Source organism: Amycolatopsis sp. NPDC051758 (assembly GCF_044453095.1).
Taxonomy (GTDB): Bacteria; Actinomycetota; Actinomycetes; order Mycobacteriales; family Pseudonocardiaceae; genus Amycolatopsis.
The window spans coordinates 134,625-153,126 of the sequence record NZ_JBITCJ010000010.1; the positions used below are offsets into that span (position 1 = coordinate 134,625).

The 18,502-nt window shown below is 71.7% G+C and carries 23 protein-coding genes; 15 read left to right on the forward strand and 8 right to left on the reverse strand.

The features are described 5' to 3' along the window. Positions 1-101: 101 nt before the first annotated feature. The 3 genes from ACIA5G_RS38645 to ACIA5G_RS38655 are packed head-to-tail and all read right to left on the reverse strand — an operon-like array spanning position 102 to position 3,315. Complete coding sequence (locus ACIA5G_RS38645) at positions 102-509, reverse strand: TIGR03668 family PPOX class F420-dependent oxidoreductase (protein WP_395932529.1); 408 nt, start codon at positions 507-509, stop codon at positions 102-104. After that, positions 506-1,405 carry an LD-carboxypeptidase gene (locus ACIA5G_RS38650; protein WP_395932531.1) on the reverse strand — a complete coding sequence of 300 codons (900 nt, stop codon included), beginning with the start codon at positions 1,403-1,405 and terminating at the stop codon, positions 506-508. The genes ACIA5G_RS38645 and ACIA5G_RS38650 overlap by 4 nt, the downstream gene beginning before the upstream one ends. Continuing rightward, on the reverse strand, positions 1,402-3,315 hold the full coding sequence (locus ACIA5G_RS38655) for a prolyl oligopeptidase family serine peptidase (protein ID WP_395932533.1): 1,914 nt from the start codon (positions 3,313-3,315) through the stop codon (positions 1,402-1,404). The genes ACIA5G_RS38650 and ACIA5G_RS38655 overlap by 4 nt, the downstream gene beginning before the upstream one ends. A 77-nt stretch (positions 3,316-3,392) precedes the next feature. Between ACIA5G_RS38655 and ACIA5G_RS38660 the strand changes: the two genes are divergently transcribed. The 7 genes from ACIA5G_RS38660 (at position 3,393) to ACIA5G_RS38690 (ending at position 8,973) form a co-directional block, all read left to right on the forward strand. Further along, positions 3,393-3,968, forward strand: coding sequence for a DUF3090 domain-containing protein (locus ACIA5G_RS38660; RefSeq protein WP_395932535.1), 576 nt, complete (start codon positions 3,393-3,395; stop codon positions 3,966-3,968). Positions 3,969-3,970: 2 nt separating this feature from the next. Continuing rightward, positions 3,971-4,786: an SCO1664 family protein gene (locus tag ACIA5G_RS38665; RefSeq protein ID WP_395932537.1), complete on the forward strand. Its 816-nt coding sequence runs from the start codon at positions 3,971-3,973 to the stop codon at positions 4,784-4,786. Beyond that, positions 4,771-5,655 carry an aminoglycoside phosphotransferase family protein gene (locus tag ACIA5G_RS38670; RefSeq protein ID WP_395932539.1) on the forward strand — a complete coding sequence of 295 codons (885 nt, stop codon included), beginning with the start codon at positions 4,771-4,773 and terminating at the stop codon, positions 5,653-5,655. The genes ACIA5G_RS38665 and ACIA5G_RS38670 overlap by 16 nt, the downstream gene beginning before the upstream one ends. Before the next feature lie 51 nt (positions 5,656-5,706). Further along, a complete protein-coding gene (locus tag ACIA5G_RS38675; RefSeq protein ID WP_395932541.1) occupies positions 5,707-6,519 on the forward strand; it encodes a DUF3097 domain-containing protein in 813 nt (270 codons plus the stop codon). Positions 6,520-6,603: 84 nt separating this feature from the next. Next, complete coding sequence (locus tag ACIA5G_RS38680) at positions 6,604-7,038, forward strand: NfeD family protein (RefSeq protein ID WP_395932543.1); 435 nt, start codon at positions 6,604-6,606, stop codon at positions 7,036-7,038. After that, on the forward strand, positions 7,035-7,523 hold the full coding sequence (locus ACIA5G_RS38685; RefSeq protein ID WP_395932545.1) for an SPFH domain-containing protein: 489 nt from the start codon (positions 7,035-7,037) through the stop codon (positions 7,521-7,523). The genes ACIA5G_RS38680 and ACIA5G_RS38685 overlap by 4 nt, the downstream gene beginning before the upstream one ends. Before the next feature lie 88 nt (positions 7,524-7,611). Continuing rightward, positions 7,612-8,973, forward strand: coding sequence for an SPFH domain-containing protein (locus tag ACIA5G_RS38690; protein WP_395933061.1), 1,362 nt, complete (start codon positions 7,612-7,614; stop codon positions 8,971-8,973). A gap of 196 nt (positions 8,974-9,169) precedes the next feature. Here the strand turns inward: ACIA5G_RS38690 and ACIA5G_RS38695 are convergent, their stop codons facing one another. The 3 genes from ACIA5G_RS38695 to ACIA5G_RS38705 form a co-directional block, all read right to left on the reverse strand. After that, complete coding sequence (locus tag ACIA5G_RS38695; protein WP_395932547.1) at positions 9,170-10,516, reverse strand: MFS transporter; 1,347 nt, start codon at positions 10,514-10,516, stop codon at positions 9,170-9,172. Between the two features lie 82 nt (positions 10,517-10,598). Beyond that, on the reverse strand, positions 10,599-11,048 hold the full coding sequence (locus ACIA5G_RS38700) for a hypothetical protein (RefSeq protein WP_395932549.1): 450 nt from the start codon (positions 11,046-11,048) through the stop codon (positions 10,599-10,601). Beyond that, positions 11,049-11,531: a MarR family winged helix-turn-helix transcriptional regulator gene (locus tag ACIA5G_RS38705; RefSeq protein WP_395932551.1), complete on the reverse strand. Its 483-nt coding sequence runs from the start codon at positions 11,529-11,531 to the stop codon at positions 11,049-11,051. 76 nt (positions 11,532-11,607) lie between these two features. Between ACIA5G_RS38705 and ACIA5G_RS38710 the strand changes: the two genes are divergently transcribed. From ACIA5G_RS38710 to ACIA5G_RS38735, 6 genes are all read left to right on the forward strand, one after another. After that, positions 11,608-12,222 carry a TetR/AcrR family transcriptional regulator gene (locus ACIA5G_RS38710; RefSeq protein WP_395932554.1) on the forward strand — a complete coding sequence of 205 codons (615 nt, stop codon included), beginning with the start codon at positions 11,608-11,610 and terminating at the stop codon, positions 12,220-12,222. Positions 12,223-12,304: 82 nt separating this feature from the next. Then, complete coding sequence (locus tag ACIA5G_RS38715; protein WP_395932556.1) at positions 12,305-13,831, forward strand: FAD-dependent monooxygenase; 1,527 nt, start codon at positions 12,305-12,307, stop codon at positions 13,829-13,831. A gap of 26 nt (positions 13,832-13,857) precedes the next feature. Continuing rightward, positions 13,858-14,244: a VOC family protein gene (locus ACIA5G_RS38720; protein WP_395932558.1), complete on the forward strand. Its 387-nt coding sequence runs from the start codon at positions 13,858-13,860 to the stop codon at positions 14,242-14,244. After that, positions 14,244-14,564, forward strand: a complete 321-nt coding sequence (locus ACIA5G_RS38725) for a metalloregulator ArsR/SmtB family transcription factor (protein WP_395932560.1) — start codon at positions 14,244-14,246, stop codon at positions 14,562-14,564. The genes ACIA5G_RS38720 and ACIA5G_RS38725 overlap by 1 nt, the downstream gene beginning before the upstream one ends. Further along, positions 14,561-15,034, forward strand: a complete 474-nt coding sequence (locus tag ACIA5G_RS38730) for an SRPBCC domain-containing protein (protein WP_395932562.1) — start codon at positions 14,561-14,563, stop codon at positions 15,032-15,034. The genes ACIA5G_RS38725 and ACIA5G_RS38730 overlap by 4 nt, the downstream gene beginning before the upstream one ends. Continuing rightward, on the forward strand, positions 15,018-15,623 hold the full coding sequence (locus ACIA5G_RS38735; protein ID WP_395932564.1) for a TetR/AcrR family transcriptional regulator: 606 nt from the start codon (positions 15,018-15,020) through the stop codon (positions 15,621-15,623). The genes ACIA5G_RS38730 and ACIA5G_RS38735 overlap by 17 nt, the downstream gene beginning before the upstream one ends. Here ACIA5G_RS38735 and ACIA5G_RS38740 read toward each other — a convergent pair. Then, complete coding sequence (locus ACIA5G_RS38740) at positions 15,603-16,379, reverse strand: SGNH/GDSL hydrolase family protein (RefSeq protein WP_395932566.1); 777 nt, start codon at positions 16,377-16,379, stop codon at positions 15,603-15,605. The two genes, ACIA5G_RS38735 and ACIA5G_RS38740, sit on opposite strands and share 21 nt — an antisense overlap. 175 nt (positions 16,380-16,554) lie before the next feature. Here ACIA5G_RS38740 and ACIA5G_RS38745 point away from each other — a divergent pair, with 175 nt between their 5' ends. Both ACIA5G_RS38745 and ACIA5G_RS38750 read left to right on the forward strand, forming a co-directional pair. Further along, complete coding sequence (locus ACIA5G_RS38745) at positions 16,555-17,262, forward strand: class I SAM-dependent methyltransferase (RefSeq protein ID WP_395932568.1); 708 nt, start codon at positions 16,555-16,557, stop codon at positions 17,260-17,262. A 23-nt stretch (positions 17,263-17,285) separates the two neighbouring features. Next, complete coding sequence (locus ACIA5G_RS38750; RefSeq protein ID WP_395932570.1) at positions 17,286-17,990, forward strand: SRPBCC domain-containing protein; 705 nt, start codon at positions 17,286-17,288, stop codon at positions 17,988-17,990. On the opposite strand, the gene ACIA5G_RS38755 is transcribed toward ACIA5G_RS38750, so the two are convergent. Continuing rightward, positions 17,987-18,496 (reverse strand): CGNR zinc finger domain-containing protein, encoded by a 510-nt coding sequence (locus ACIA5G_RS38755; RefSeq protein ID WP_395932572.1) that lies wholly within the window; start codon positions 18,494-18,496, stop codon positions 17,987-17,989. The genes ACIA5G_RS38750 and ACIA5G_RS38755 overlap by 4 nt on opposite strands. Positions 18,497-18,502: the final 6 nt, after the last annotated feature.

The window sequence follows — 18,502 nt, forward strand, 5'->3', positions numbered from 1 at the left end:
TGCCGGTGGTAGACGGTCACCGGCAGCGCTGTGCAGCCCATCCTCAGCCAACCAGCCCGGCGCCGTCCGGAGCCATCTAATCAACCGCCGGTCCAATCGAATCAACCACCGGTCCAGCCGCTCCAGGTGTGCACCGTCGTTGACACCACCGCGTGCTCCGGCGGCCGCTCGCGGTACTGCTCGTACTTCTCCACCAGCCACGAGATCGGCTCGTCCCGGGAAGACACCACCCGCGCCGACCCGTCCGCCCGGGCCCACCACAACTGCGACCAGTCCTCGGCGTACCCGTCCGCCAGGAAACACACCGCCGGGTTCTCCGCGATGTTCCGCAGCCGCCGCAACGCCACCGAAGACTTCGGCTTGTGGTCCACCGCGAACACCACCTCGTCACCCCGCACCGCGAACGTCACCGGCACCAGGTGCGGCACCCCGGCCGAAGACACCGTCGCCAGCCGTGCGACCCGCGCCGCCGAAAACCGGGCGCGGGCCTCGACACTCGAGAGCTTCATGTGAGCGCGGGGGAGTCGAAGGTCAGCGTCCCGAGGTCAGCGTCCAGGGTCACCGGCACACCCAGCGGCAGGGTCGGCGACGACGCCACGTGCCCGAACCCGAACTCCTCCAGCATCGGCACCCCGAGCGGGCCCAGGCGGTCCAGGACGAGCGCCCGGACCTGTGCCGGGTCGCCGCACGCCGCCCACGAACCCAGCACGATTCCGCGGACGCCGGTGAACCAGCCGCTGCGCACCAGCTGCGTCAGCATCCGGTCCAGCCGGTACACGCTCTCCGTGACGTCCTCCAGCAGCACCACCGCGTCGCGGGCCGAACCCTGCTCCGGCGTGCCGAGCCCGGCTGCCAGCAGTGACAGGTTCCCGCCGAGCACCGTCCCCGAAGCCCGGCCCGGCACCAGCGCCGAACCGCCGCGCACCACCAGGTTCCGCTCCGGCTCGAACAACGCCCGCCGCAGGTGCTCCACCGCGAAGTCGTCGAACAGCACGCTCGCCGGCATCGGCGAGAACAAACTGGACAGTCCCAAGTGGACGTCCACCGCCCGGTGCAGCGCCGTGATGTCCGATGACCCGGCCAGCACCTTCGGGCCCGCCTCTCGCAACGCCGCCCAGTCGACCAGGTCCAGCATCCGCTGCACGCCGTAACCGCCCCGCGCGGCCAGCACGCACCGCACCCCGGGGTCCAGCCACGCCTCGGTGAACTCCGCCGCCCGCGCGGCGTCCGAACCGGACAGATACGGCGGCACCCCCGGCTCGGCCGTCACACACGGCCCGACGCGCACTTCGACGCCCCAACCGCGCAGCACCGGCAACGCCTTCTCCAGCAGGTCTGCCGGGACCGGGCCGGCCGGCGCGACCACCGCCAGCGTGTCGCCGGCCCGCAGCCGTGGCGGCCTCACCGGGACAGCTCCAGCCGGGCCACTCCCGGCGTCTCGAACCCGAGCACCTGGCCGTAGAACGACAGCTCCGCCTCCAAGGCCGCGATGATCGTCGCGGCCTGCCGGAACCCGTGCTGCTCCCCGGCAAACCGCTGGTAGGCATACGGGATGCCCCGCCCGGCCAGCCCGGCCACGAACCGGTCCGCCTGCTCCGGCGGGCAGATCCGGTCCTCCAACCCCTGCTGGAACAGCACCGGCCCGGCCAGCGTCCCCGCGTTGGCCAGCGGCGAGCGCTCCACGTACCGCTGCCGCGCCGCCGGCAGCGGACCGACCAGCCCGTCCAGGTAACGCGACTCGAAGTCGTGCGTGTCACCCTCGGTGCCGGTCCACCCGGCCAGGTCCAGCACCGGGTACATCACCGTCCCCGCCCGGTAGGTCTTCGTCGTCGTCAGCGACGCCGCCGCGGTGAACCCGCCCGCGCTGCCACCGCGGATCGCCAGCCGGTCACCGTCGGCCAGCCCGGCCGCCACCAACGCCTCGGCCACCGCGACGCAGTCGGCGACGTCCACCACACCCCACTGCTCGCGCAGCCGCTCGCGGTAGGCCCGCCCGAACCCGGTCGACCCGCCGTAGTTCACCGCGGCCACGGCGATGCCGCGGCTGGTGAAGTACGCGATCTCCAGGTCCAGCGTCGCGTGGTGCTGCCCGGTCGGCCCACCGTGGACGTGCACCAGCAGCGGCGGCCGCGCACCCTCGGGCGCCTCGAACTCCGGGTTCGCCGGCGGGTACAGCACCACCGGCACCGCCTCACCGTCCATCGTGGTGAACACCCGCTCCTGCGGCACCGGCAGGAACGCGCCCGGCAGCTCCGGCTGCGGCGTCAGGTCTTCGAGCACCCCACCGGCGAAGTGCACCACCGCGGCTTCGCGGACCGGACCGGCCGCAATCCCGACCACACCGCCGTCGTGCGCCGCGAGCCCGGTGCTCGACCAGGCCGTCAGCTCCTCGGCCACCTGCGTCACCGAGCCGTCAGCCTCGTCGAGGATCGCCAGCCGCCCCGACACCAGCACCGCGTGCCGCCCGCCGCCCAACGGGACGAACCACCGCGACCCCGCCTTCCACAGCGGCCCGCCCAGCTCCCGCTCCACCGGCGCGACGTTCACCACCGACCCGTCCAGCCCGACCCGGTGCAGGTTCCACCAGCCGTCCGGGTCGAGCAGCGCCAGCAGCGCCGACGACGTCTCCCACTCCACCTGGCACACCGACACGTCCGCGCCGCCGGCCAGCACCCGGTGCGGCCCGAACGACCCGTCCGCGGCGACGGGCGCCACACACAGCTCGGTGCCGTCCCAGGGCATCGCCGGGTGGTCCCAGCCGAACCACGCGGCGTGCCGCCCGTCCGGCGACAGCTTCGGCACGGTCAGGAAGCGGTGGCTCGCGGCCAGCACCCGCTCGCCGCCATCCAGGGTGATCGCCACCAGTTCCCGTTCGACGTCGGTCGGGCGCGGCCCGACACTGCGCTCGCGCACCGCCCACACTTCACCCGGCCGCCCCGCCCGGAGGTCGCCGTAGCGGACGCCTTGGGCCTCGGCGGGCTCCGGTGTCAGCGGCGCCACACCCGTTTCGCTCAGCGCGTAAACCCGCTGGTCGGCCCAATGCGTGAAAACCACCACACCACCCACGACCGTCCACGGCCGCCCGCCGTACTCGTGCAGCCGGTTGCGGACGTTCCACGGCGCCGGCAGGACGTCCTCGGTCCCGCCGGGCACCGCCCGCACCAGGGCGACCCGCCCCTGCTCACCGGGCCTCGCCTCGGCCCACCACACCTCGTCCCCGACGACGTCGAGCCACTGCGGGCCGCCGCCGGCGGCGGCCACCTCGGCGGCGGTGATGGGCGAAGACCAGGTTCCGTACGGGGAGATCCGAGACACCCCCAGAGGCTAGCGGCCCGCGAAGGGTGGGGCGGCGGATGCCGATCATGCGCCGGTGGCCTAGGGTCGACAGTGCTATGTCTCGCGTAATCCACGTCTTCCGCCAGCCGGATCGGTTCGTCACCGGCACCGTCGGCGAGCCCGGCGATCGCACGTTCTACCTCCAGGCCTCCGAGGACGTGCGCACCATCAGCGTCGCCATCGAAAAGCAGCAGGTCGTCGTCCTCGCGGAGCGCCTCGGCTCATTGCTCGAGGAAGTCGCCAGCCGCTTCGGCGCCGACGTCCCTGACGACGCCCCGGACGACCTCCTCGACGTCGACCCCCTCACCGTCCCGGTCGAGGAGGAGTTCCGGGTCGGCACCATGGGCCTGGGCTGGGACGCCGACAGCAGCGCCGTCGTCATCGAGCTGCTCGCCATCACCGAGGGCGAGGTCGACGAGACGGTCGTGCTCGACGACACCGAGGAGGGCCCGGACGCCGTCCGCGTCTTCCTCACCCCGGCCGCCGCCCGCGCCTTCGCCGAGCGAACCGACCGCGTTGTCAACGCCGGCCGCAAGCCCTGCCCGCTGTGCGGGGAGCCGCTCGACCCGACCGGGCACATCTGCCCCCGGCAGAACGGCTACCGGCGCGAAACCGACGCGGACGAAGACTGACCATGGCCGACACGCCGGCGGAACAGCCGGACCCGGCCGACCCGGCGTCGCGCGAGCTCGTCACCCACGGCCGCATCGACGTTGAAGGGCGGCTCGTCGACGCCTCGAACGTCACGCTCTTCTGCGCCATCGAGCTCGACGGCGTCACCGGCCGCGTCGTCTACAAGCCGGTGTCGGGGGAGCGGCCGCTCTGGGACTTCCCCGACGGCACACTCGCCGGGCGTGAGGTCGCGACCGCGATCATCGCCGACGCCGCCGGCATCGGCGCCATCCCGCCGACCGTGCTGCGTGACGGGCCCTTCGGCCCCGGCATGGTCCAGCTGTGGGTCGAGACCACCGAGGACGATCTCGTCGAGGTCCGCGCCCCCGAAGACCTGCCCGACGGCTGGCGCGTCGTGCTGCACGCCCACGACCGGCTCGGCGAACCCGCGGTGCTGGCCCACGCCGACCACCCCGGGCTGCGCGACCTCGCGGTGCTCGACATCGTCGTCAACAACACCGACCGCAAGGGCGGGCACCTGCTGCCCGGCCTCGACGGCCGCGTCTACGGCGTCGACCACGGCATCTGCCTGCACACCGACCCGAAGCTGCGGACCGTCCTGTGGGGCTGGATCGGCGAACCGGTCCCGCCGGACACCGTCGAGAAGCTGCGCAAGCTGCGCTCGGAGATCGACGGCGGCCTCGGCAAGACGCTCGCCGAGCACATCACGAAGTTCGAGATCCGCGCCCTGGCCGAACGCACCGACCTGCTGCTGGCCGAAGGCATCTTCCCGGAGCCCGGCGACGACTGGCGCGCCATCCCGTGGCCCCTGTTCTGATCGACGACGCGGCCCGCGCGCGGCTCGTCGACCGCTTCGGCGCGGAGCTGGCCGAACCCTGGTGCGACACCCTCCCGGACCTCGTCGCCCGGCTCACGGCGAAGTGGGGTCTTGAGGTCCGCGAAGCCCGGCCCGGCAACACCGGCCGCACCCTGCTGTGCACCGGCCCCCGCGGCGACCTGCGTGTCCTCAAGCTGACCCCGGACCCCGAGGTGGCCCGGCTCGAGGTCACCGGGCTGCGCGCCTGGGCCGGCTGCTCCCGCGTCGTCCAGGTGCTCGACGCCGACCTCGACACCAACGCCATCCTCCTGGAAGGGCTCGTCCCGGGCACCCAGCTCGACGGCGACGTCCCGTGGGCGCAGATCGGCGAGATGCTCGACCAACTGCACTCCGTCGAACCGATCGAGCAGTTCCGGCGGCTGGCCGAGGGCATCGAGTTCATCTTCACCCTCTCCGAACGCCGCCGCCGCGAATCCCCGGCCGCCGCGCACCTGAGCGCCGAGGTCCTGGAGAAGGGGCGTGAGCGCGCGCTCGCACTCGCCACCAGCGGGCCGGTCACGCTGATCCACGGCGACCTGCACCCCGCGAACGTCCTCGACGCCGGACCCGGCCGCGGCGCCGTCGCCATCGACCCGCGGCCCGGCCTCGGCGACCCTTCGCTCGACGCGATCGACTGGATGTTCGTCCCCGTGGCCAGGGGCGGCACGATCGACGACGGCCTCGCCGCGCTCGCCCCGCACGTGGCGGGCTTCGACGCCGAGCGCGTCCGCGCCTGGTGCGTCGCAATGGCCCCGCTGGTCGCATTGTCGCCGTTGCGCCGCGGCGAGCGGTCGCCGTTCACCGACGCGGTCCTGGAGTTGGCCCGCTGACCGGCGTGGCATGACCCGTCCGGGGCTTTCCGGCCACTAGCGTGCCGGGTCGTGCGCTCCCACTCCTATGACGACGTGCTCGCCGGCCCGCGCCGCAAGAAGGTGCCGGAAGTCCCCGCCGAGCCCGGCCTGGTGGTCGAAGACCCGGCCAGCGGCTACTGCGGTGCGGTGGTGAAGATCGAGTACGGGAACGTCGTGCTCGAGGACGCCAAGGGCCGCCACCGCGTGTTCCCGCTCGAACCCGCCGGGTTCCTGCTGGAAGGCAAGCCCGTCACGCTCGTCCCGGTGAAGACCGTGAAAGCGCCGGTCAAGCAGGTCTCGGCGTCCGGCTCGGTCAAGGTGCAGGGCCTGCAGGCCCGCGTCGCGCGCGACTCGCGGATCTGGGTCGAGGGCAAGCACGACGCCGAACTGGTCGAACGCGTCTGGGGCCACGACCTGCGGGTCGAAGGTGTCGTCGTGGAGCCGCTGGACGGCGTCGACGTGCTTTCCGACCGGATCGCCGAGTTCGGCACCGGACCCGGCCGTCGCCTCGGCGTACTGGTCGACCACCTCGTCCCCGGTAGCAAGGAGTCGCGGCTCGTCAGCGCCGTCCGCGACGAGAACGTGCTGGTCACCGGGCACCCGTACATCGACGTCTGGGAAGCCGTGCGGCCCGAGGCGGTCGGCATCAAGGCGTGGCCGAAGATCCCGCGGGGCACCGAGTGGAAGCAGGGGATCTGCGACGCGCTCGGCTGGGGGCAACCTTTCGAAGGCTGGCAACGTGTCCTGAGCGGGGTGAGCAGTTTCCGCGACCTCGAGACCCCGCTCATCGGGGCCGTGGAACGGCTCATCGACTTCGTCACCGAGCCGACGGAAGAGGGCTGAATGTCCGAATTGTCCAAGGTCACGCGTAGGTCACGTCGAGTAGCTGCGCCGGTGCGAACCGGCGCGATCTGAGAGCATGAAGCCATGTCTTGGGCACTGATCTGGTTGATCGTCGGCATCGCCCTGGTGATCGCCGAGGTCGTTTCCGGCGACTTCGTGCTGATCATGCTGGGCATCGGCGCGCTGTTCGGCGCCGGCGCCGAGGTGCTCACCGGCAACCTCTTCATCGACGTCGCCGTGTTCGCCGTCGCCTCCGTCGGCATGCTCATGCTGGTGAGACCCGCGTTGAAGCGGAAGCTGCTCTCCGGCTCCGCCCACCGGACCGGGATCGACGCGCTGATCGGCGCCCGCGCCGTCGTCGTGTCCACAGTGGACTTCGAGGCCGGCCAGGTGAAGCTGGCCGGCGACGTCTGGTCGGCGCGCAGCCTCTCCGAGGCGCACGAGCCGATCGCGCCCGGGACGTCCGTCACCGTCGTCGAGATCTCCGGCGCCACCGCCGTCGTGTCGGCCGAGCCGTGAGCCTCGGCCTCGTCACCGTCCCCGAGGGCCGGGCCGCGGTGATCGAACGCGGCGGGCGGTTCCGCGCCGTGCTCGGCCCCGGCCGGCATTTCGTGCTCCCGTTCGCCGACCGGGTCCGCGCCCGCGTCGACCTCGGCGAGCAGATCCTGTCCGCGCCGCCCCGCGCCGTCGAAACCGGCGACGGGAAGGAAGTCCACATCGGCTTCGAGGTCATTTTCGCCGTCACGGACGCGCGGCTGGCGACCTACGAAACCGCGAACCCGGCACTCGCGATCGAGCAGCTCACCCGCACCGCGTTGCGGCAGGAAGCCGGGCTGACGACGGCCGAGCGCGCCGTCACCGCACCGGGGGACCTGCACCGTACAGTGTGGACGGTCCTGCACGACACCACCGGCCGCTGGGGCATCACCGCCAAGGAGCTCAAGCTCGCGGTCAGCCCGCCCGCGGCGCCCGGAACACCGTCAACCGCACAAGAATGGTACTAGGTAAGGGGAAGATCTCTTGACCGGATTTGTGATCGGCCTGGTCATCGCATTGGCCTTGCTGGTGATCATCACGATCGCCAAGGCGGTCATGGTCGTGCCGCAGGCGCAGTCGGCCGTGATCGAGCGACTGGGCCGGTTCCGCACGGTCGCCTCGCCCGGCCTGAACATCCTCGTGCCGTTCCTGGACAAGGTGCGCGCCCGGATCGACCTGCGCGAGCAGGTCGTCTCGTTCCCGCCGCAGCCGGTGATCACCGAGGACAACCTGACGGTGTCGATCGACACCGTTGTGTACTTCCAGGTCACCGACTCGCGCGCCGCGGTGTACGAGATCTCGAACTACATCGTCGGTGTCGAGCAGCTGACCACCACCACGCTCCGCAACGTGGTCGGTGGCATGAGCCTGGAGCAGACGCTGACCTCGCGCGACTCCATCAACACCCAGCTGCGCGGGGTGCTCGACGAGGCCACCGGCCGCTGGGGCATCCGCGTCGGCCGCGTCGAGCTGAAGGCGATCGACCCGCCGCCCTCCATCCAGGACTCGATGGAGAAGCAGATGCGCGCCGACCGTGAGAAGCGCGCCATGATCCTCACCGCCGAAGGGCAGCGGGAATCCGCGATCAAGACCGCGGAAGGCCAGAAGCAGAGCCAGATCCTCTCCGCGGAAGGTGCCCGCCAGGCCACCATCCTCGCCGCCGAAGCCGAGCGGCAGTCCCGGATCCTGCGGGCCCAGGGTGAGCGGGCCGCGCGGTACCTGCAGGCGCAGGGCCAGGCGAAGGCGATCGAGAAGGTGTTCGCCGCGATCAAGGCCGGCCGCCCGACGCCGGAGGTGCTGGCCTACCAGTACCTGCAGACGCTCCCGCAGATGGCGCAGGGCGACGCGAACAAGGTCTGGATGATCCCGAGCGACTACGGCAAGGCCCTCGAAGGCTTCGCCCGCGCGCTCGGCGCCCCCGGCGACGACGGCGTCTTCCGCTACGAGCCGCCGAAGGAGGACGACGTCCCGGCCAAGCCCGACCTCGAGGACGAAGAGGTCGCCAGCTGGTTCGAGACCAAGAGCGACCCGAAGGTCGCCGAGGCCGTCGCCGCTGCGGAAGCGGTGGCACGCCAGGAGGTTCCGGCGCTCGGCGTGGCGACCGGCACGCCGCCGGCGCGGCCGCAGATCCCGCGTCCGACGCAGCAGCCCGCACCGGAGCCCGAAGCGGACGAAGACCGCGGCACCGAGGTGGCGCCCGCGCCGCAGCAGCCGTCGACGCCGCAGAGCGGGCTGCCCCAGCCGCAGAACCCGCAGCAGCCGCCCGCCGGTCCGCCCCCGGGCGGCCAGCAGTACCAGGGCCCGCCGCCGCAGACCCCGCCGCCGGGCCAGTTCGGCGGGCCGCAGCAGAACCCGGGCAGCGGACCGTTCCCGCAGCAGCCCCCGTTCGGCGGCCCCCAGGGCGGCCCGCGCCGCTGACGTTTGGTCTTTGAAGGCCTCCTTACCGGCTCTTATGGCCGGTAAGGAGGCCTTCACGGCGTTCAGGGGACCGCCCCAAGGCCACATTGGTTGCGTCTCGCGCACCCAAGGCCGCCTTGGTTGCGTCTCGCGCACCGAAGGCGGCCTTGGGGCGCTGGCGGGTGGCCAACAGTGGAGCCCCGTCGGAGCCCGGACGTCAGGCGCGGCGGTAGACGCTCGCGTCGTCGATGTCCACCTTCGAGCGGTCCTTCAGCCAGATCACGCACAGCACCGAAACCACCGCCGACAGCACGATGTACCCCGAGATCGAATACGGCGTCCCGGTCTGGTGCAGCAGCCACGTCGCCAGCAGCGGCGCCGGCCCGCCCGCGAACACCGACGCCAGCTGGTAACCCAGTCCCGCGCCGCCGTAGCGCAGGTGTGTCGGGAAGCTCTCGCCGATCAGCGCGGCCTGCGGGCCGTACTGCAGCGCGTGCGGGACGAACGACACCACGACGATCACGAACACCAGCGCGTGCCCGCCGCTGGTCAGGATCGCGAAGTAGGGGAACGCGATCAGTCCGGTGAGGACAACCCCGGACAGGTACACCTTCTTGCGCCCGTATCGATCCGACAGGTGGGAGAAGAACGGGATCATCAGCAGTTCCAGCGCGGCGCCGACCAGCACGGCGTTGAGCACGAACGTCTTGCTGAACTCGTGCCGCGCCACGACGTAGATCAGCACGTAGCTGGTGAACAGGTAGAACGGCATCTGCTCGCTGAAGCGCACCCCGGCCGAGAGCAGGATCTCGCGCCAGTGGTGGCGGATCGCGTCGAGCACCGGCGTCCGCGCGGTCTCCTTGTTCGCGACGAGCCGGGCGAACATCGGCGTCTCGAGGATCTTCAGCCGGATCACCAGCCCGACCGCGACCAGGATCAGGCTCGCCAGGAACGGCAGCCGCCAGCCCCAGGAGTCGAACGCCGCGGGGGAGAGGACGGCCGACAGCAGCGTCATCCCACCGGTGCCCAGCACCAGCCCGACCGGCACGCCGATCTGCGCAGAACTCCCGAGCAGCCCGCGTTTCTTCTGATCGCCCCACTCCATCGCGAGCAACACCGACCCGCTCCACTCACCGCCGATGGCGATGCCCTGGACCAGCCGCAGCAGCACCAGGATCAGCGGTGCCGCGAACCCGATCGACGCCGTCCCGGGCAGCATCCCGACGATGCCGGAGGAGATGCCCATCAGCAGCAGCGTGACGATCAGCGTCGCCTTCCGGCCGATCCGGTCACCCCAGTGCCCGAAGATCGCGGCGCCCACCGGGCGGGCCGCGAACCCGACCGCGTAGGTCGCGAACGACTGCATCGCTCCCGCGTACGCGCTCGACGCGGGGAAGAACAGGTGCGGGAAGACCAAGGCCGCCGCAGTGTTGTAGAGGAAGAAGTCGTACCACTCGATGGTCGTGCCGACCGCACTCGCCAGCGCCGCACGCCGTACCTGCACTTGCCCCGTCTTGCTGTCCGGCTCCACCTTGTGAGTGATGCCGTTGTCTCCCAGGACCATCTCGCAACACCTCCGGTGACTGATGTCACACAACAGTGTGACGCCCGTCGACGAATTCGGCGATCGATGACCGTGATCGTGGCTAACGCGTGAAGAACCGCCGAGCCGGTCCCGGCACCCAGAGCAAGGCGACCACCGCGACCTGGAGAATGCCGACCACCGGGATGACGGCGTGGAACATCGGGGACGACGACCACGAGAAGACGCTGAACACCACCGACAGCAGCTGGGAGACCGTCGTCAGCCGGCGGGTCCACGGCCGCGCCCCGGCCAGCTTCGCCGCCAGCAGCAAGCAGACGAGCAGCAGCACACCGTGGAACACCGCGCCGGAGACCACGGCGATGTCCGCGGAACGCGCCACCTCGGCAGCACCGAATGCGGGGTGCTGGGTCGCGATCAGGTCCCGCAGCGCGCCCTCGCCGGCCGCCATGACGATCGGCACCACGAGGTGGCTGAGCGCGATGAGCACCAACAGCAGCCGGGCCACCTGCACCGCCGCCGGAACCCGGCGGTCCGTCGAAGTCACTGTCATCTACTCCTCCTCCGTCCGGCGCGCCCGGCGCCATCCCGGCTCGGGCCGGGGTGCCGGTGGTTCACCGCGGCCGGCCCACGCCTCGGTCAGGCGGGTGATCAGTCGTCGCGCGGTCACGATGTCCTCGTCCGGCCAGTCGGCGACAACCTCCGCGAACGCCGCCGATCCGGCCTCGACGGCCGAGTCCAGCTCGGCCTGCCCGGTCTCCGTCACTCGCGCCAGGAAGGTGCGCTGGTCGGCCGGGTCCGGTTCGACGGCGATCCGGCCCGCCCGTTCGAGTGCGGTCAGGTGCCGGCTGGTGGCCGACGCGGTGAGCCCGAGCCCGGCGGCGATCGTGCCCGGCCGGAGCGGTCCCTGGGCGGCGACTGTGCCGAGGATCCGCATCCTCGTCAGGTCCAGGTGCCGCGAGATCCCCCGGTGGCCCTGGTCGAGCAGTTCCATCACCGCGCGGGCCAGTTCGGCCCGTTCGTTTCGTTGCGCCACGAAACGAGTATACCGCGCCACAAAACTGCAGATTCGGTAACTTTGCAGAGTCTGCAAGTTTTGCTACCTTGGAGTCATGGACACCGACGGCGCCGGGCTCCGGGAGCGCAAGAAGCAGCAGACGCGGATCGCGCTGAGCTGGGCGGCGATCCGGCTGACCGTCGAACGCGGTTACGACAACGTCCGGGTCGAAGACATCGCCGCCGAGGCCGGGGTGTCCACCCGGACGTTCAGCAACTACTTCGGCACCAAGGGCGAAGCCATCGTCGCCCGCCACCACGACCGGGCCCGCGCGATCGCCGCGGCGCTGCGCGAGCGCCCGGCCGGCGAGCCGATCTGGGAAGCCATCACGGGAGCCACGCTGGCCGGGTTCGCCCTCGGTGAGCCGGTGACCGAAGGGCGGCCGGCGGACCATTCGTGGGCCGAAGGACTCCGGCTGATGGTCGCGGAACCCGCACTGCAGGGCGAGTTCCAGAAGGCCGGCGCGGCGGCCGAAGCCGAGATCGCTCACGTCGTCGCCGAACGCACCGGCGCCGACGACCTCTATGCCTGGCTCGTCGCCGGTGTGGTCGGCGCCGCGCTGAACGTCGTCACACGGGAGTGGCTCCGCGCCGAGCCGCAACCGCCGATGGACGAGCTCCTGCGGGACGTGTTCGGCCGGCTCGCCGCCGGTCTGCCCGAACCGCACTGACCTTTTTGGACACCTGGGGCGCCCGGCACCCGCCGGGCTGGTTCGTCATGCCCTTTTCCTTCCACCGCAAGGAGTTTCCGCCATGGAAGACGTCGTCATCGCCGGAGCCGGCCCGAACGGGCTCATGCTCGCCTGCGAGCTCGCCCTGGCCGGCATCCGCCCGCTGGTCCTGGAACGGTTGCCCGAGCCGACCACCGAGAACCGCGCCAACGGGCTTGTCGGCCAGGTCGTCCGCCTGCTCGACCGCCGCGGCCTGCACGAGCGGCTGGCCGGGCCGATCGGGCCGGCCGCGCCCGCGTTCGTCTTCGGGGCGATGCGCCTCGACCTCACCCTCGCCGAGCACAACTCGCTCAACATCCTGGGTGTGCCGCAGCGGCAGATCGAGGCGATGCTCGTCGAGCGGGCTGCCGAACTGGGTGTCGAGATCCGCCGCGGTCACGAGCTGACCGGCCTGACCCAGGACGCCGAAGCGGTCACGATCGACGTTGCCGGCCCCGACGGCACCTACGGGCTCACGACGCGCTACCTCGTCGGCGCGGACGGCGGCAAGAGCGTCACACGCAAGCTCGCCGGCATCGGCTTCCCCGGTGTCACCGAAGACCGCACCCTCTCCCACACCGCGAACGCCACCGTGCCCGCGGAGCTCGTCGACCCCGCGTCCGGCGGTTTGCAGGTGCCCGGGCACGGCGTCATCCCGCCGTTCTTCCACTACCGCACCGAAACCGGCCTTTTCGTCTTCGCGCCGTTCCCCGGGCGGACGCTCGTCACCACGATGGAGTGGACCGGCGAGGAAGGTGACGACGAGCGCCCGATGACGCTCGACGAACAGCGCGCCAGCATCCGCCGTGTCCTCGGTGCCGACCTGCCCATCGGCCCGCCGGAGGGTGACGGTCCGCACCTGCTGCGACGGCTGCGGGGCCGCAACACCCGGCTCGCCGACCGCTTCCGCGACGGCCGGGTGCTCCTGGTCGGGGACGCGGCGCACGTCCACTCCGCGATCGGCGGGCCCGGGCTCAACCTCGGCTTGCAGGACGCGGTCGGCCTCGGCTGGAAGCTCGCCGCCGTGGTGCACGGCCGGGTTCCCGCCGGCCTGCTCGACACCTACGAGGGCGAACGCCGCCCGGTCGCCGAGCGCGTCGTGATGCACACCCAGGCCCAGTCCGCGCTGATCGCGCCGGGCGGCGAGGTGACGGCGCTGCGCGAGCTGTTCGGCGAGCTGCTCCGGCAGCCGAGCACGGTGCAGCACATCGCGGACCTCATGTCCGGCGCCGACGTCCGGTACGAGCCGGGCACCGACCACCCGCTCGACGGCCGGTGGGCCCCGGACCTCGAGCTGGCCGACGGCACCCGGCTCGCCGAGTTGACGAGGAGCGCCCGGCCGCTCCTGCTGGACTTCACCGCGGGCGCATCCCTCGGTGACGAGGCGAAGGGCTGGGCCGACCGCGTCGACGTTGTCACCGGGAAGGCGTCGGCTCCGGCCACCGCGATGCTCGTGCGTCCCGACGGATACGTCGCCTGGGCATCCGATTCGGATGATCCCGACGAGGGGGAGCGCAAAACCCTGCGGGTGGCGCTGGAGCGGTGGTTCGGCAGCCCGGTTGACATGTAGGAGATGTCCTACGTAATGTCGCCGGCATGACGATCACCCACTTGCAGTTCCTGACCCTGCCCGTCACCGACCACGCCCGCGCACGGGACTTCTACGTCGGCAAGCTCGGCTTCGAAGCACTCGTCGACCGCCGCACGCCGGAGGGCGGGCGGTTCGTGATGGTCGCGCCGAAGGGTGCGCAGACCGGGGTGGTGCTGACCGACCAGCAGGTCACCGGGATCGAGCCGGGCCCGCGGCACTTCCAGCTGCAGACCACCGACCTCGACACCGACGTCGCCGCACTGCGGGCCGCCGGTGTCGAGGTCGCCGACCCGGAGGAGCGGCCGTGGGGGCGCGCGACGTCCTTCAAGGACCTCGACGGCCACACCCTCGGCTTGCTCGAGCCGTCGGACTTCGGCAACGTGCCGAGCTGATGCCGGTCAACGACGACGTCTTCGCCGCCCTCGCCAGCCCGGCGCGGCGTGAGGTCCTGCGGCTGCTGCTGGACGGCCCGATGGCCGCCGGTGCGATCGCCGAGCGGTTCGAGATGGCCCGGCCCAGCCTCTCGGAACACCTTCGGGTGCTTCGTGAGGCGGGCCTGGTCAACGAGCAGCGTCAGGGCCGCAACCGCGTCTACCGGCTGGACGCGGCTCCGCTCGAAGAAGTCGCGGACTGGCTCACGCCGTACGAGCGCTTCTGGCGGAGCAAGCTCGCGAACCTTCGTGACCTGCTGGACGAGGAGGACGGGCTGTGACCGACGACGATCCGACCGCGATCCACGTCGACCAGTTCCTCGCCCACCCGGCCCGCAAGGTGTGGCGCGCGCTGACCGAACCGGACCTGCTCGAACGCTGGATCAACATGCCAAACGACATCAAACCCGTGGTGGGACACCGGTTCGAGCTCCTGGCCGAGCCGGTGCCCGCGGCCGGGTTCGCCGGCGGCCCGGTGGCGTGTGAGGTCCTCGAGGTCGAGCCCGAGCGCAAGCTGAGCATCCGCTGGGGTCCGCAGTGGACGGTCACCTGGCGGCTCGAGCCCGAAGGCACCGGCACCCGGCTCTTCCTCAGCCACGAGGGGTTCGACCCGGACGATGAGTTCCAGCGGGTCTCGCGCCGGATCATGGGCGGCGGCTGGCGCTCCCACGTGCCGAAGGCGCTGGCCCGGTTGCTGGACACGCTGCCCGACGAAGCCCCGTTACGATCGACTGGTGAGCCCCGCCGCTGATCCCGCCGACTCGAAGCCGCTGCGCGCCGACGCCCGGCGCAACCGGGCGCGCGTGCTGGAGGCGGCCGAGAGCGTGTTCACCGCCAAGGGCACCGGGGCGCCGACCGAAGAGGTCGCCCGCGCCGCCGGTGTCGGCATCGGCACCGTGTTCCGGCACTTCCCGACGAAGGAAGCCCTGCTCGAAGCGGTGCTCGTCGCCCGGCTGCGCCGGTTCGTCGACGAAGCCGAAGCCGTCGTCGCGGCCGACTCCGCGGACCCGGGCGGCGCGTTCTTCGCGTTCCTGACCAGCTGGATCGAGATGTCCGGCGCGAAGAACGCCTACTTCGAAGCCCTCACCGCCGCCGGCGTCACGGTGCCGGTTTCGAAGTCCGACATCGGCGCCCGGCTGGTCGAATCCCTCGGCGTGCTGCTGTCACGAGCGCAGCAGGCGGGGGCAGTTCGCGAGGACCTCGTGGCCGGCGAGCTGATCACCGTGATCATCGGGGTTGCGAAGGCCGCCGAGTACGCCGGCCCGGACGCGCGGCTGCGCGACCGGGCGGTGGCGATCCTTTTCGACGGCCTGCGCCCGTCATCGGGGGAGCGGCGCTGAGCCCATCGGCTCCAGCGTCGGGCGCTTCGCGGTCAGCGTGTCCCCGGAGGACTCGCCCTTCACCCGCCGCCGCACCCACGGCAGCGCGTGCTCCCGCGCCCACTGCAGGTTCTGGCTGCGGCGCGCGGCCGGGCTCAACACCGCGCGCGGCGCCAGTTCCGGGCTGAGCAACGGGTGTTCGACGCCGAGGACCCGCAGCACCTCGATGGCGACCTCGGTGTGCCCGAGCGCGTTGAGGTGCAGGCGGTCCGGCGCCCAGAACCGGCGGTCGCACAGCTGCCGCATCGACCACAGGTCCACCAGCAAGGCGTCGTGGCGGGCCGCGATGCCGCGCACGAGCTCGTTGTAGATCGCCACCCGGCCCCGGATGGCGCGGAACAGCGGGTCCTCGACACCGTCGACGCCGGTGAACAGGATCAGGCGGGCGCCGGTCGCCCGGATCCGGGCGACGGCGGCTTCGTAGTCGACGAGCATCGTGTCGATGTCGACCTTGGGCCGCATGAGGTCGTTGCCGCCGGCGTAGAGGGAGACGAGGTCCGGGTCCAGGGCGAGCCCCGGCTCGAGCTGTTCGCCCAGCACCTGCGGCAGCAGCTTGCCGCGGATGGCGAGGTTGGCGTAGCGGAAACCCGGCTCGCGCGCGGCGAGCTGCTCGGCGACGCGGTCGGCCCAGCCACGCACCCCGTTCGGGGCGGCCGGATCGTCGTCCCCGACGCCTTCGGTGAACGAGTCCCCCATGACCACTAAGCGCTTGCTCATGTCTGCAGTCTAAGCAAGCGTCAGCTGGAAGGATCACCGCCCTTGGCCATCACGACCACGCCGCTGCTGGACATCGCATACGAAGAGTCGGGCCCGCGGTGCTCGGCTTGCTCTGACGTTCCGCCGGCCGCGGAATCCGTGGCCACGCCGCGCACCTGCCCGGTACACGGGAGGCATGACGGCCTACGACGCGATCGCCGACTGGTACGAGACGACCTTCCTCGCCACGCAGCGCGAAGACCCCCTGGCCCTCGGACCCGCGCTGCGGGAGCTCCTCGGCCCCGGCTCCGGGCCGTGCCTCGAGCTGGGCTGCGGCACCGGCGTCCACGCGGGGACGATCCGCGAGCTCGGCTGGTCCCCGCTCGGCGTCGACGTCTCCGCCGGAATGCTGCACCACGCGACAGGACGGCTGCCGGTCGCGCAAGGTGATGCCGGGGCGCTTCCCGTCGCCACCGGGTCCCTGGCCGCGGTCGTGGCGATCATGGTCCACACCGACATGCCCGCCTACCCGGCCGTGCTCCGCGAAGCGGCGCGGATCCTCGCGCCGGGCGGGGTGTTCGTGCACGTCGGTGTGCACCCGTGCTTCTGCGGCGGGTTCGCCGATCGCTCCGACGAGCACGCCGTCGTGATCCGGCCCGGGTACCGGGAGCCCGGCTGGACCACGGCGTCCTGGACCGACCAGGGACTGCGGGACAAGGTCGGCGCCGCCCACCTGCCGCTGCCCGACCTCCTGCACGCCGTTCTCGACGCAGGCCTGGCCTTTGAGCGGTTCGCCGAGGGCGGCGAGCCCACTCCGACGGCCCTCGGCTGGCGGGCGAAGAAAACTTCCGGTGCATTTGTCGAATCCAGCTCTCCCCGGTGGACGCCCTTGCAGAGGCCGTGACACACCGAAGGAGCTGAACAGCCATGACCAAGGAATTCGAAGTCGGGTTCGAGGGCACGCTGGCCGCCACGCCGGAAGCCTGCTGGCGGGCGATCACCGTGGACGCCGGGAGCTGGTCGTGGCCCATCTCCTACGAGCCGTGGGTCGGCGGCAAGGAAACCGGGCTGACCTTCTACGGCGGCGAGGTCACCGCGTGGCAGCCGGGAGAGCACTTCACCACCCGCTGCGAGCACAAAACCTGGTTCAACCAGCTCGACTACACCTTCGAACGCCGGGGTGCCACCACGCACCTGAAGTTCGTGCACCGTGGTGTCTTCCTCGAGGACTGGGACACCAACTACGACGCCTGCCGCCGCCACACCGCGTTCTACTACCACTCGCTCGGCGAGTACCTCACGCACTTCGCCGGCCGCACCGCCACCTACGCGATGACCGAAGCCCCGGCGACGTCCGCGGAGCCCGACGGCTTCACGAAGCTGAAGAATGCGCTCGGGGTGCCGGAAAACGTCCAGGTCGGGGACCGCGTGACCGTGCGCGGCGCCGAAGGTGTCGTGGACTACGCGACTCCGGAGTTCCTCGGTGTCCGGACCGGGGACGCGCTCATCCGGTTCTACGGCCGCAACGCCTTCGGCTGGCCGATCGGCGTCGGGCGTCACCACTTCGCCGACGTCGACGTCGAGGCGGACGAGCGCGCCTGGGAGACGGTGCTGGCGGAGGTCTTCGCCTAGGCGGTCAGCTGCCGGGCCCGGTGCTCGGCGACGTGGACACGCGTTGCGCACCGGGTCGAGCAGAACCGGCGGCGGCCGTTGCGGGAGGTGTCGACGTACGCCGTTCCGCAGCCTTCGCGGCTGCAGATGCCGAGGCGGTCCGGGGCTTCGCAGACGAGGTGCGCGAGCCCACCCGCGGTGTAGGCACGGACGCGGCCGACCGGCCCGGCGTCTTCGGCCGAGTAGTGCAGGTGGGGCGGCTTGCCGTCGTGGGTCGTGATGTAGGGCCGGCACGCCGCCTCGACGAGCAGCCCGTTGACCAGGTCGGGGCGCTCCGCCGGTTCGGCGGCGAACACCGGCCGCAGCCGGTGTGCCCACGCGGCGATCCGCGCTGCCTCGTCGTCGCTCAAGGCCGGGATGGACATGCCGTTGCGGACCATCCCGTCGAGCAGCTCGCTCGCTGACCCGGCGTTCACCAGGTCGGCAGCCACGAGTGCGGCCGGGCCGCCGTAAGGGTTGAAGTGCACAAAGCC

Coding starts and splice junctions, on each gene's coding strand:
- ACIA5G_RS38710 (WP_395932554.1), top strand. CDS start 11,608: ATGGACACCGACGGCGCCGGGCTCCGGGAGCGCAAGAAGCAGCAGACG.
- ACIA5G_RS38695 (WP_395932547.1), bottom strand. CDS start 10,516: ATGGTCCTGGGAGACAACGGCATCACTCACAAGGTGGAGCCGGACAGC.
- ACIA5G_RS38725 (WP_395932560.1), top strand. CDS start 14,244: ATGCCGGTCAACGACGACGTCTTCGCCGCCCTCGCCAGCCCGGCGCGG.
- ACIA5G_RS38660 (WP_395932535.1), top strand. CDS start 3,393: ATGTCTCGCGTAATCCACGTCTTCCGCCAGCCGGATCGGTTCGTCACC.
- ACIA5G_RS38700 (WP_395932549.1), bottom strand. CDS start 11,048: ATGACAGTGACTTCGACGGACCGCCGGGTTCCGGCGGCGGTGCAGGTG.
- ACIA5G_RS38680 (WP_395932543.1), top strand. CDS start 6,604: ATGTCTTGGGCACTGATCTGGTTGATCGTCGGCATCGCCCTGGTGATC.
- ACIA5G_RS38745 (WP_395932568.1), top strand. CDS start 16,555: ATGACGGCCTACGACGCGATCGCCGACTGGTACGAGACGACCTTCCTC.
- ACIA5G_RS38645 (WP_395932529.1), bottom strand. CDS start 509: ATGAAGCTCTCGAGTGTCGAGGCCCGCGCCCGGTTTTCGGCGGCGCGG.
- ACIA5G_RS38720 (WP_395932558.1), top strand. CDS start 13,858: ATGACGATCACCCACTTGCAGTTCCTGACCCTGCCCGTCACCGACCAC.
- ACIA5G_RS38750 (WP_395932570.1), top strand. CDS start 17,286: ATGACCAAGGAATTCGAAGTCGGGTTCGAGGGCACGCTGGCCGCCACG.
- ACIA5G_RS38740 (WP_395932566.1), bottom strand. CDS start 16,379: ATGAGCAAGCGCTTAGTGGTCATGGGGGACTCGTTCACCGAAGGCGTC.
- ACIA5G_RS38715 (WP_395932556.1), top strand. CDS start 12,305: ATGGAAGACGTCGTCATCGCCGGAGCCGGCCCGAACGGGCTCATGCTC.
- ACIA5G_RS38690 (WP_395933061.1), top strand. CDS start 7,612: ATGGTCGTGCCGCAGGCGCAGTCGGCCGTGATCGAGCGACTGGGCCGG.
- ACIA5G_RS38665 (WP_395932537.1), top strand. CDS start 3,971: ATGGCCGACACGCCGGCGGAACAGCCGGACCCGGCCGACCCGGCGTCG.